Annotated in this window: 11 protein-coding genes; 2 read left to right on the top strand and 9 right to left on the bottom strand. The window is 68.0% G+C overall.

Annotation, left to right across the window (positions count from 1 at the left end; all coding sequences use genetic code 11):
• Positions 1-7 precede the first annotated feature (7 nt).
• From qcrB to ctaE, 4 genes are all read right to left on the bottom strand, one after another.
• Positions 8-1,639 (bottom strand): cytochrome bc1 complex cytochrome b subunit, encoded by a 1,632-nt coding sequence (qcrB, locus tag ACY34K_RS01880; protein ID WP_462742427.1) that lies wholly within the window; start codon positions 1,637-1,639, stop codon positions 8-10.
• Positions 1,636-2,685 (bottom strand): cytochrome bc1 complex Rieske iron-sulfur subunit, encoded by a 1,050-nt coding sequence (qcrA, locus tag ACY34K_RS01885; protein WP_462742430.1) that lies wholly within the window; start codon positions 2,683-2,685, stop codon positions 1,636-1,638. Before qcrA ends, qcrB begins: the two co-directional genes overlap by 4 nt.
• Positions 2,682-3,491 (bottom strand): cytochrome bc1 complex diheme cytochrome c subunit, encoded by an 810-nt coding sequence (qcrC, locus tag ACY34K_RS01890; RefSeq protein WP_462742433.1) that lies wholly within the window; start codon positions 3,489-3,491, stop codon positions 2,682-2,684. The genes qcrA and qcrC overlap by 4 nt, the downstream gene beginning before the upstream one ends.
• A 63-nt stretch (positions 3,492-3,554) precedes the next feature.
• A complete protein-coding gene (ctaE, locus tag ACY34K_RS01895) occupies positions 3,555-4,175 on the bottom strand; it encodes an aa3-type cytochrome oxidase subunit III (protein ID WP_064071066.1) in 621 nt (206 codons plus the stop codon).
• 180 nt (positions 4,176-4,355) lie between these two features.
• Between ctaE and ACY34K_RS01900 the strand changes: the two genes are divergently transcribed.
• Positions 4,356-4,757, top strand: a complete 402-nt coding sequence (locus ACY34K_RS01900) for a hypothetical protein (protein WP_462742436.1) — start codon at positions 4,356-4,358, stop codon at positions 4,755-4,757.
• A gap of 4 nt (positions 4,758-4,761) precedes the next feature.
• Here the strand turns inward: ACY34K_RS01900 and ACY34K_RS01905 are convergent, their stop codons facing one another.
• From ACY34K_RS01905 to ctaC, 4 genes are all read right to left on the bottom strand, one after another.
• Positions 4,762-6,012, bottom strand: coding sequence for a L,D-transpeptidase (locus ACY34K_RS01905; RefSeq protein WP_462742439.1), 1,251 nt, complete (start codon positions 6,010-6,012; stop codon positions 4,762-4,764).
• A 125-nt stretch (positions 6,013-6,137) separates the two neighbouring features.
• On the bottom strand, positions 6,138-6,536 hold the full coding sequence (locus tag ACY34K_RS01910; RefSeq protein WP_462742442.1) for a cytochrome c oxidase subunit 4: 399 nt from the start codon (positions 6,534-6,536) through the stop codon (positions 6,138-6,140).
• Positions 6,533-8,281, bottom strand: a complete 1,749-nt coding sequence (gene ctaD / locus ACY34K_RS01915) for an aa3-type cytochrome oxidase subunit I (protein ID WP_462742445.1) — start codon at positions 8,279-8,281, stop codon at positions 6,533-6,535. The genes ACY34K_RS01910 and ctaD overlap by 4 nt, the downstream gene beginning before the upstream one ends.
• Entirely contained in the window at positions 8,278-9,246 is a 969-nt protein-coding gene (ctaC, locus tag ACY34K_RS01920) for an aa3-type cytochrome oxidase subunit II (RefSeq protein ID WP_462742448.1), read from the bottom strand. The genes ctaD and ctaC overlap by 4 nt, the downstream gene beginning before the upstream one ends.
• A 271-nt stretch (positions 9,247-9,517) precedes the next feature.
• Here ctaC and ACY34K_RS01925 point away from each other — a divergent pair, with 271 nt between their 5' ends.
• The gene (locus ACY34K_RS01925; protein ID WP_462742451.1) at positions 9,518-10,903 is read left to right on the top strand and encodes an aminotransferase class V-fold PLP-dependent enzyme; all 1,386 of its coding nucleotides are present in this window, start codon (positions 9,518-9,520) and stop codon (positions 10,901-10,903) included.
• Between the two features lie 38 nt (positions 10,904-10,941).
• Here ACY34K_RS01925 and ACY34K_RS01930 read toward each other — a convergent pair whose 3' ends face one another.
• A complete protein-coding gene (locus ACY34K_RS01930; protein ID WP_462742454.1) occupies positions 10,942-11,916 on the bottom strand; it encodes a carbohydrate kinase family protein in 975 nt (324 codons plus the stop codon).
• Positions 11,917-11,967: the final 51 nt, after the last annotated feature.

Consider the following 11,967-nt stretch of genomic DNA (forward strand, 5'->3'; position numbering starts at 1 on the left):
CGGGCGATCAGTGGTGGCCGTGGCCACTCGTGATCTCCTTGAACTCCTCGGCGGTGGCCTTGGGGATCTGGTTCCCCTCGCCGAAGTACCCCTTGCTCAGCTTGGCGCGGAGCTTCTCGCGACGCGTGGGCTTGCGCTCCACACCGTTCTCGTCGACGAGCGGACCGAGCTCGGCCGGCTCGTACTGCTCGTGCGCGGTGAGCGCGTGCATCTGGGCCTGGCTGAGCGGCTCGTGGATCTCGACGAACTCACCGTGCGGCAGGCGCTTGATGATGCCGGTCTCGCGTCCGTGCAGCACCTTGTCGCGGTCGCGGCGCTGCAGACCGAGGCAGATCCGCTTGGTGACGATGAACGCGATGACCGGGCCCAGGAAGTAGAAGATCCGGACGAACCACGTGATCGAGTTGATCGACATGTGGAAGTGGGTGGCGAAGATGTCGTTGCCACCACCGATCAGCATGATCATGTAGGCCGTCACCCAGGCGACACCGAGGGCGGTCCGGGTCGGCGCGTTGCGCGGGCGGTCCAGCAGGTGGTGCTCACGCTTGTCGCCGGTGATCCACGACTCGATGAACGGGTAGAGCGCGATCGCACCGAGGACGAGACCGAAGACCACCAGCGGGATGAACACACCCAGCACGAGGGTGTGGCCCCACAGGTTGATCTCCCAGCCCGGCATGACACGGATCAGACCCTCGGCGAAGCCCATGTACCAGTCGGGCTGGGCGCCGGTGGACACCTGGTCCGGACGGTACGGGCCGAGCACCCAGATCGGGTTGATCGTGAAGAGCGCCGCGATGACCGCGATGACACCGAAGACCAGGAAGAAGAAGCCTCCGGCCTTGGCCATGTAGACCGGCAGCAGCGGCATGCCGACGACGTTCTTGTTGGTCCGGCCGGGGCCGGGGAACTGCGTGTGCTTGTGGTAGAAGACCAGGATCAGGTGGGCCACCACGAGGCCGAGCATGATGCCCGGCAGCAGCAGGATGTGGATCGAGTAGAACCGGGCGATGATGTCGTGCCCCGGGAACTCGCCGCCGAACAGGAACATCGAGATGTACGTGCCGACGATCGGCACGGACAGGATCGCGCCCTGCGTGAAGCGGACACCGGTGCCGGAGAGCAGGTCGTCCGGGAGCGAGTAACCGGTGAAACCGGTGAACATGCCGAGGACGAACAGCAGGAAGCCGAACAGCCAGTTGATCTCGCGCGGCTTGCGGAACGCGCCGGTGAAGAAGACGCGCATCATGTGCACGAACATGCCCGCGAGGAAGATCAGCGCGGCCCAGTGGTGGATCTGCCGGATGAGCAGACCACCACGGACGTCGAAGCTGATGTCCAGGGTCGAGGCGTACGCCTCGGTCATGCGGATGCCCTGCATCGGCACGTACGAGCCGTGGTACTCGATCTCGTTCATGCTCGGGTGGAAGAACAGCGTCAGGTACACACCCGTGAGGATGATGATGATGAAGCTGTAGAGGCAGATCTCACCCAGCATGAAGGACCAGTGGTCCGGGAAGATCTTGCGCATGTTGGCCTTGGCCAGGGAGTAGATCCCGAGCCGGCCGTCCGCCCAGTCGGCCACCCGCTCGCCGGCGGGCGCCTTGCGCTGTGCGTCCTTTGCGGTCGTGGTGCTCATCCGCGCTCCCAGAATGCAGGACCGACGGGCTCGTCGAAGTCGCCGAGCGCCTCGAGGAAGCCCTTGTCATTGACGCCGATCCGCAGCTGCGGCAGGGCGTGCCCGGCCGGGCCGAAGATGACGCGGGCGCCGTCGGAGAGGTCGAAGGTGGACTGGTGGCACGGGCAGAGGACGTGGTGGGTCTGCTGCTCGTACAGGGAGATCGGGCAGCCCACGTGGGTGCAGATCTTGGAGAAGGCCACGATGCCGTCGTGCGACCACTCGAGCTCGCGCTTGTCCTTGATGTCCTCCGGCATGATCCGGACGATCATCAGGGCATCCTTGGCGATCTTGGTGTTGAACTCGTGATCGCTCTCCTCCAGGCCCTCGGGCTTGGCGAAGGTGAGCGAGCCGACGGCGACGTCCTCGGGACGCAGCGGCTCGTTCGTGTTCATGTTGATGAGCTGCTTGCCCTCGGCCCAGCCCGTGTGGCGGAGCTTCTCCTCGGGCATGGGGCCCAGCTCGCGCAGCAGCACGACACCGGAGAGCGGCACCATGGCCAGCGCGCCCAGCATGGTGTTGCGGATCAGCGGACGGCGGCCGATCGCGGACTCCCGGGCGCCGTCGGCGAAGTCCGACATGACCTTGGCCTTGACCTCGGGCGTGGCCTCGATGGCGTGCCGGTCGTCGGCGACCTCCACGTCGGACATCAGGGTGCGGGCCCAGTGGACCGCGCCCGCGCCGATGCAGAACAGGGCGATGCCCAGCGTCAGACCGAGCGAGAGGTTCGTCGCGCTGACGTGACCCAGCGGCCAGACATAGATGATCTTGTCGACCGGGAAGATCACGAACGAGGCGATGAAGCCGATCGTGGCCAGCATCGACATCGTGAACAGCAGGGCGACCGTGCGCTCGGAGCGCTTGGCGGCCCGCTCGTCGATGTCCTGGACGCGCGGCTTGTGGGGCGGCAGCCCCGGGTCGGCGAACGGGTGCTCCGCCACTGCCGTGCCGTGCGCGGTGTCCTGCTTGCTCGGCAGGCTCTCTTCTGAAATCTCTTGGCTACTCATGACTTCTTGGCCTTAGCGGTGTGGGCCGCGACCCAGACGGCGACAGCGATCAGGGAACCCAGACCGAAGATCCAGCCGAACAGGCCCTCGCTGACCGGTCCGAGACCGCCCAGCGCGAAGCCGCCCGGAGTGGGGGTCTCATCGCCGTTCACGGTCTTGATGTACGCGATGATGTCCTTCTTCTCCTTCTCCGGCATCGTGGTGTCGGGGAAGGACGGCATGTTCTGCGGGCCGGTCTGCATGGCCTCGTAGATGTGCTTCTCGCTCACACCCTCGAGGGACGGCGCGTACTTGCCCTTGGTCAGTGCGCCACCCTCACCGGTGAAGTTGTGGCACTGGGCGCAGTTGGTGCGGAACAGGTCGCCACCCTTGGCGATGTCCGCCCCGTTCGGGCTGTACTGCTTCTCGGTCGGCGTGATCGGGCCGGCGCCGAGGGAGGCGACGTACGCGGCGAGCTGGTCGATCTCGGCCTGCGTGTAGATGACCTTCTTCTTCGGCACCTGGGCGCCCGGCTGCTGGGCCGGCATACGGCCGGTGCCGACCTGGAAGTCCACGGCCGCGGAGCCGACGCCGACCAGGCTCGGGCCGTCAGTGGTGCCCTGACCGCCGGTTCCGTGGCAGCTGGCGCAGCCGACGGTGTAGAGCTTCTTGCCCTCCTCGATGGCGAGGGACTGGGCGGTTTCGTCTGCCTGCGCCTTGCCCGCGGGCGCGAACGCGGCGTACAGCCCCCCAGTGGCCGCCAGCGCGAGGAGTAGGACGACGACCGCCGCCAGCGGATGGCGTCGTCGTGCGGAGAGCTTTTTCACGGATTACCCCGGTGTCAGGATCTTCTGCGTCGATGCTTGCTGGATGTGTCGGGCCGGGCCCGATTACTTGATCATGTAGATCGTGGCGAAGAGGCCGATCCAGACGACATCGACGAAGTGCCAGTAGTAGGACACGACGATGGCGGCGGTTGCCTGCTCGTGAGTGAATCTCTTGGCCGCGTACGTACGGCCGAGGACCAGCAGGAAGGCGATGAGACCGCCCGTCACGTGCAGGCCGTGGAAGCCGGTGGTCAGGTAGAACACGGAGCCGTACGGGTCGGACGAGAGCGAGAGGCCCTCGTGCTTGACCAGCTCGGTGTACTCGAAGACCTGGCCTCCGATGAAGATCGCACCCATCACGAACGTGATCACGAACCACGTGCGGAGCTTCTTCACGTCGCCCCGCTCCGCGGCGAAGACGCCGAGCTGGCAGGTGAGCGAGGAGAGCACCAGGATCGTGGTGTTGGTCGCCGAGAACGGGAAGTTCAGCGTGTCGGCTTTCTCTGCCCAGAACTCGGCACCCGTCACCGATCGCAGGGTGAAGTACATCGCGAAGAGGGCCGCGAAGAACATCAGCTCGGAACTCAGCCAGATGATGGTTCCGACGCTGGTGAGGTTCGGCCGATTGACCGACGGGTGCGCGTGCCCGGTTTCTACTGTCGTTGCTGTCGCCACGACCGACATTATGTCGGTCGCTTATCCCGCCCTCACTCCGGGGGGTGCCGTTCGGTGTGTTGGTGGGCCGTGTCCAGCCCGAACGGCCCATCGAAGCCATGTCCGAACCAGTGCTGACAGGCTGTTGGACGGAGTAGCATCCGCCGCATCGGTTCCTGCCCCCATGCCGCCGACGTACTCGGAGGAACAATGCAGTCGAGCGCCACCGTACTGGTCTACAGCGACGACGCGAACACCCGCGAGCAGGTGCGGCTGGCGGCCGGACGCAGGCCCGCGGCGGACGTTCCCCCGGTGGAGTACCTGGAGTGCGCCACGCTGCCGGCCGTGCTGAAGGCCCTGGAAGAGGGCGGGGTCGACGTCTGCGTGCTGGACGGCGAGGCCGTCCCGGCGGGCGGAATGGGCGTGTGCCGGCAGATCAAGGACGAGATCTTCGACTGCCCGCCGGTCCTGCTGCTCATCGGCCGCCCGCAGGACGCCTGGCTGGCCACCTGGAGCCGCGCGGACGCCGCGGTGACCCTGCCGGTGGAGCCGGTGGAGTTCGCGGACGCCCTGGCGGCGCTGGTGCGCAGCCGGCTCTCCGTGGAGGCCTAGGGGGTCACAGCGGCCGCAGGCGGGCCTGGTCGGCGGGGGTGCTGCCCTCGCGGGTGCCGGCCAGGACCGCGCTGCCGTCGCGCCATCGGTCCCAGGCCAGGTTCCAGTCGCCGAAGCCGTTTCCGAAGTGGTCCATCTCCTTGCCGGCGCTGTTGATGACCGTGACGAGGTCACCGCGGTTTATGGTCTTGAAGAACCAGGCGGCGTTGGCGGTTGACATGCCCGTGCAGCCGTGGCTGACGTTGGCGTACCCCTGGGAGCCGACCGACCACGGCGCGGCGTGGACGTACTCACCACTCCAGGTGACCCGGGTCGCGTAGTAGACGGGCAGGTCGTACGACTCGCTGCTGCCCTCGGCGATGCCGACCGTGGTGCTGCGCATCCGTACGAAGTACTCCTTGCCCAGCACGACCTTCACCCCGTTACGGGTGGAGAAGCCCGGCTTTCCGGTGGTCACCGGAATGGTGTTGATCACCTTTCCGTTCCGCTTGACCGTCATCCGGTGCGACGCGGCGTCGGTGATGGCCTCGACGCGGTCACCGATGGTGATCTTCAGCGGCTTGACCTGTCCTCCGTAGAGGCCGCCCGCGACCCTGACGCCCGCGAGATTGGCGGTCGCCCGGACCGTCGCGCCGACCGGCCAGTACTCCTTCGGACGGAAGTGCAGTTTCCGGTCGTCGACCCAGTACCAGGCGCCCGAGGCGGCGGGCGTGGAGCGGACCTTCAGGGAGCGCTCGACGGCCTCCCGGCCCTCCTTGGTGGTGACGGGGGCGCTCAGTTTGGCCGTGATGGGCTGTCCGACGCCGTACTTGCCCGCCTCCGGGCCGAATTCGACCTTGAGGACGCTCTTGGCGGGCGCGGTCTCGAATGTCAGCGTACGGGCGCCAGGAGCGCCTTTGCCGTCCTCGGTGGCGACCTTGACCGTGTACCGGGTGCCGGCGACCAGCGGGGCCGTGGAGCGCCAGCGGCTGCCGTCCGCGGCGAGCTCGCCCGCGAGGTAGTGCCCGTTGGCGTCGACGGCGGTGACGTCCGTGATGCGGCCGTCCTTGCCGCGCGCCGTGACTTCGAGCGGCTTGTCGAGTGCCGCCTTCGTGCTGCCCGACGGCGCGTTGAACGCCACCTGGCGGGCCGCGTCGTACGGGGGCGCGGAGAGCGGATGGCCGTCGTCACCGCCGCACGCGGTGGCGGTTGCGCCGGTCACGGCGGCCAGGAGGACGAAGCTGCAGGCGGTGCGTATGCACGGGGTCTGGCTCATAGGCACACCGTAGGAAGAGCTGTCGAGCACGGCACGCCGGGTGACTGCAAAAGAGGGACCCGGTGGCGTCCTTACGGATGCCACCGGGCCCCTCGATGCGTACCGCTCGAACGCGGCGGGCAGACCTACTGGTTCTGGTTCTCGCCCCGGTAGTACTCGAAGACCCAGCCGAAAACGCCGATCAGGATCAGCGGCAGGGAGAAGTACAGCAGCCACCAGCCGAGCGCGACGCCCAGGAAGGCGAAGGCGCCACCGATCGCCAGCGAGAGCGGCTGCCAGCTGTGCGGGGAGAAGAACCCGACCTCACCGGCCTCGTCCGCGACGTCGGCCTGCTTGTCGTCCTGCGCCATGGCGTCCACGCGCCGGGCCGTGAAGGCCAGGTAGTAGCCGACCATGATGCACAGGCCGAAGGCGAGGAACAGCGCCGTCGTACCGGCCGGCTCCTTCGACCACACGCCGTAGAGCACGGCCATGGCCAGGATGAAGATGCTCAGCCAGATGAAGAGCTTGCCCTGGATCTTCACTTGCCGACCTCCTTGCCGCCGAGCAGCGCGGTGTCCTTCTGCCCGTGGTTCTCGAGCTGGCCGACCGCGGCGATCTCGGGGTGGTGCAGGTCGAAGGCCGGGGATTCGGAACGGATGCGCGGCAGCGTGAGGAAGTTGTGCCGCGGCGGCGGGCAGGACGTCGCCCACTCCAGCGAACGGCCGTAACCCCACGGGTCGTCGACCTCGATCTTCTTGCCGTACTTCGCGGTCTTCCAGACGTTGTAGAAGAACGGCAGGATCGACAGACCGAGCAGGAACGACGCGATGGTCGAGATGGTGTTCAGCAGGGTGAAGCCGTCGGCCGCGAGGTAGTCCGCGTAACGACGCGGCATGCCCTCGGCACCGAGCCAGTGCTGCACCAGGAACGTGCCGTGGAAGCCGATGAACAGCGTCCAGAACGTGATCTTGCCGAGCCGCTCGTCCAGCATCTTGCCCGTGAACTTCGGCCACCAGAAGTGGAATCCGGCGAACATCGCGAAGACCACGGTGCCGAAGACGACGTAGTGGAAGTGCGCGACGACGAAGTACGAGTCGGAGACGTGGAAGTCCATCGGGGGCGAGGCCAGGATGACGCCGGTCAGGCCACCGAAGGTGAAGGTGACCAGGAAGCCGATCGTCCAGAGCATCGGTGTCTCGAAGGACAACGAGCCCTTCCACATGGTGCCGATCCAGTTGAAGAACTTCACACCGGTCGGTACCGCGATGAGGAAGGTCATGAAGGAGAAGAACGGCAACAACACGCCGCCTGTGACGTACATGTGGTGCGCCCACACGGTCACGGACAGACCCGCGATCGCGATCGTCGCGGCCACCAGACCGATGTAACCGAACATCGGCTTACGGCTGAAGACCGGGATGATCTCGGAGACGATGCCGAAGAACGGCAGCGCGATGATGTACACCTCGGGGTGGCCGAAGAACCAGAAGAGGTGCTGCCACAGCAGCGCGCCGCCATTGGCCGCGTCGAAGACGTGGGCGCCGAACTTGCGGTCCGCCTCCAGGGCGAAGAGCGCGGCGGCGAGCACCGGGAAGGCGAGCAGGACCAGCACACCGGTCAGCAGCACGTTCCAGGTGAAGATCGGCATGCGGAACATCGTCATGCCGGGAGCGCGCATGCAGATGATCGTGGTGATGAAGTTGACCGAGCCGAGGATCGTGCCGAAGCCGGAGAAGGCCAGACCCATGATCCACATGTCGGCGCCGACACCCGGCGAGCGGACCGCGTCCGACAGCGGGGAGTAGGCGAACCAGCCGAAGTCGGCCGCACCCTGCGGGGTGAGGAAGCCGGCCACCGCGATGATCGAGCCGAAGAGGTACAGCCAGTACGCGAACATGTTCAGCCGCGGGAACGCCACGTCGGGCGCGCCGATCTGCAGCGGCATGATCCAGTTCGCGAATCCGGCGAACAGCGGCGTCGCGAACATCAGCAGCATGATCGTGCCGTGCATCGTGAACGCCTGGTTGAACTGCTCGTTCGACATGATCTGCGTACCCGGACGGGCCAGCTCGGCGCGCATGAAGAGCGCCATGAGGCCGCCGATGCAGAAGAAGGCGAACGACGTGACCAGGTAGAGCGTGCCGATCGTCTTGTGGTCGGTGGTGGTCAGCCACTTCACGACGACATTGCCGGGCTGCTTGCGCCGTACGGGCAGCTCGTTCTCGTACGGCTCGGTGGAGCCGTGAGCTGCTGCGGCGGCACCCTGGGGTTCGTTGAGGATGCTCACAGTTGGTTCTTCTCCGCATTCCTGGCCGGGTCCGTCTGCTCAATGCCCGACGGGATGTAGCCGGTCTGCCCCTTCTCCGCCAGCTCCTTCAGGTGCTGCTGGTAGCGCTCCGGGGAGACCACCTTCACGTTGAACAGCATCCGGGAGTGGTCGACGCCGCAGAGTTCGGCGCACTTGCCCTTGAAGGTGCCTTCCTGGGTCGCGGTCACCTCGAAGACATTGGTGTGACCCGGAATGACGTCCTGCTTGAACAGGAACGGGACGACCCAGAAGGAGTGGATGACGTCGCGCGAGGTCAGGATGAACCGGACCTTCTCCCCCTTCGGCAGCCACAGGGTCGGACCCGGGTTGCCGTTCTGCGGGTTGCGCGTGCCGGGGATGCCGTAGTCGTAGACGCCATCGGCACCGGCCGGGAACTGCTTCTGGTACTTGTCCGGAATGGCGGCGAGTTCCTTGGTGGACTTCGCCGTCGTGTCGGCCTTGCCGTCGACGTTCTCGATGTAGTTGAAGCCCCAGCTCCACTGGTAGCCGACCACGTTGACCGTGTGGGCCGGCTTGTCGGAGAGGGCGAGGAGCTTCGACTCATCACGCGCGGTGAAGTAGAAGAGCACCGAGACGATGATGAGGGGGGTCACCGTGTACAGCGCCTCGATGGGCATGTTGTACCGGGTCTGCGGAGGAACCTCGACCTTGGTGCGGCTGCGCCGGTGGAAGATGATGCTCCACAGGATCAGGCCCCAGACCAGCACGCCCGTGGCGAGCGCAGCCGCCCACGAGCCCTGCCAGAGGGAGAGGATCCGCGGGGCCTCCTCCGTCACCGGGGTGGGCATTCCGAGGCGGGGGAAGTCCTCCCAGTTGTATGAGCAACCGGAGGCGGTAGCCAGGATCAGGCCCGCAGTCAGCACCTGCGGCAGCTTCCGCCGCATCGGGCGCCGCGACGAGCGGTCGGAGCCGTTGGGACTCACGTAGCGCCTTCCCGAGAGTCTCGCCCGCGCGGTCGGCTGCGGCCGTCTCGCTGGTCGGTCGCCGGCCCTGACGCGGGCAGGGGTTTGGATGTTTATGCGGACCAAACCCTACTGGACGCTATTTGGGGTCGCGCGGGGAGGGTGCCCAACGCGCCGCGGGACACCCCGAAGGGGTGGCCAGAGCCTCCGCGGGACCGGCCTCCCGGCCCGGATCCCGCACGTCACCGGCCCATCTGACGCCCTCTTTCCTCCGGGGAGTTAGCGTGAAGACGTGCCCTACTTCGATTCCGCTTCCTCCGCTCCCCTGCACCCCGTCGCCCGGCAGGCACTGCAGGCCTCCCTCGACGAGGGCTGGGCCGACCCCGCCCGGCTCTACCGGGAGGGCCGGCGCGCCCGGATGCTGCTCGACGCCGCGCGGGAGGCTGCCGCGGACGCGGTGGGATGCCGGCCCGACGAACTCGTCTTCACTCCTTCGGGGACACGCGCGGTGCACGCCGGGATTGCCGGGGCGCTCGCCGGGCGCCGCCGCACCGGCCGTCATCTGGTGGTCTCGTCGGTGGAGCACTCCTCGGTGCTCCATTCGGCGGCCGCCCACGAGGCGGACGGCGGGTCGGTGACGGAGGTGGCCGTGGACCGGACCGGCCGGGTCGACCCCGGGGCGTTCGCCGCCGCGCTGCGGGAGGACACGGCGCTGGCCTGTCTGCAGTCCGCCAACCACGAGGTGGGCACCGAACAGCCGGTGGCGGAGGCCGCCGCGGCGTGCCGGGCGGCCGGGGTGCCGCTGCTGGTGGACGCGGCGCAGTCACTGGCATGGGGGCCGGTCGGGGGCGACTGGTCCCTGCTCACGGGGAGTGCCCACAAATGGGGCGGCCCGGCCGGGGTCGGGCTGCTCGTCGTGCGCAAGGGGGTGCGGTTCGCCCCGCAAGGCCCGGCGGACGAGCGGGAGTCGGGCCGGGCCGCCGGATTCGAGAACATTCCGGCGATCGTGGCGGCGGCGGCCGCGCTGCGGGCCGTGCGCGCGGAGGCCGCCGCGGAGGCCGAGCGGCTGCGTGGGCTCGTGGACCGGATCCGGGCGCGGGTGCCGGAGTCGGTGCCGGACGTGGAGGTCGTCGGCGATCCGGTGCGGCGGCTGCCGCACCTGGTCACCTTCTCCTGTCTCTATGTCGACGGAGAGGCTCTGCTGCACGAGCTGGACCGGGCCGGTTTCTCCGTGTCCTCCGGTTCGTCGTGCACGAGCAGCACGCTGACGCCCAGCCATGTGCTGCGGGCGATGGGGGTGCTCTCGGAGGGCAACGTCCGGGTGTCGCTGCCGGCGGGAACCACGGTCGCGGACGTGGACCGGTTCCTGGAGGTCCTGCCGGGCACCGTGGCGGGGGTGCGGGAGCGACTGGGCGCTCCGGCGCCGTCCGCCGCCCCCGCGGCCACCCGGGACGAGGCTCTGGTCGTCGACGCCACCGGCAAGCGGTGCCCGATCCCCGTGATCGAGCTGGCGAAGGTGATCGGGGACGTGCCGGTGGGCGGGACGGTGACCGTTCTCTCCGACGACGAGGCCGCCCGCCTGGACATTCCGGCCTGGTGCGAGATGCGGGGCCAGGAGTATCTGGGCGAGCGGCCCGCGGTGAGCGGTACGGCGTACGAGGTGCGCCGCACCGTCTGAACCGCCGGGCGAAGGGGTACGGCGTGCCCCTGGCCGGGTCAGGCGAGGTGCGCCCGGACCTCGGCGGCGGCCTCGTGGCCGTACGCCTTGGTGAAGCGGTCCATGAAGTGGGCACGGCGCAGGGTGTACTCCTGGGTGCCGAGCGTCTCGATCACCAGGGTGGCGAGCATGCAGCCGACCTGGGCGGCGCGCTCCAGGCCCACACCCCAGGACAGCCCCGACAGGAAGCCCGCGCGGAAGGCGTCGCCGACACCGGTCGGGTCGACCTTGGCGTCCTCCTCCGGGCAGCCGACCTCGACGGGCTGCTCGCCGACGCGCTCGATGCGGACGCCGCGCGAGCCGAGGGTGGTGACGCGGTGGCCGACCTTGCCGAGGATCTCGTCGTCGGTCCAGCCGGTCTTGGACTCGATGAGCCCCTTCTCGTACTCGTTGGAGAACAGGTACGCCGCGCCCTCCAGGAGGGTGCGGATCTCGTCGCCGTTCATACGGGCGATCTGCTGCGAGAAGTCCGCGGCGAAGGGGATCCCGCGGGACTTGCACTCCTCGGTGTGGCGGAGCATCGCCTCGGGGTCGTCCGCACCGATCACGACGAGGTCGAGGCCGCCCACGCGGTCGGCGACCGCCTTCAGCTCGATCTGGCGGGCCTCGCTCATGGCGCCCGTGTAGAAGGAGCCGATCTGGTTGTGGTCGGCGTCGGTGGTGCAGACGAAACGTGCGGTGTGCAGCACCTCGGAGATACGGACGGAGGAGGTGTCCACGCCGTGGCGGTCGAGCCAGGCGCGGTACTCGTCGAAGTCGAAGCCCGCCGCGCCGACGAGGATCGGCCGCGTGCCGAGCTGGCCCATGCCGAAGCAGATGTTGGCGCCGACGCCTCCCCTGCGTACGTCGAGGTTGTCGACCAGGAAGGACAGGGAGACCGTGTGCAGCTGATCGGCGACCAGTTGGTCGGCGAATCGGCCGGGGAAGGTCATGAGGTGGTCGGTGGCGATGGAGCCGGTGACTGCGATACGCACGGCTGGGCGCTCCTGCGGGGTGGAGGGGTTGACACCTCACGTTACCGGGTC

The sequence above is a fragment of the Streptomyces sp. STAM6 genome, assembly GCF_054963715.1.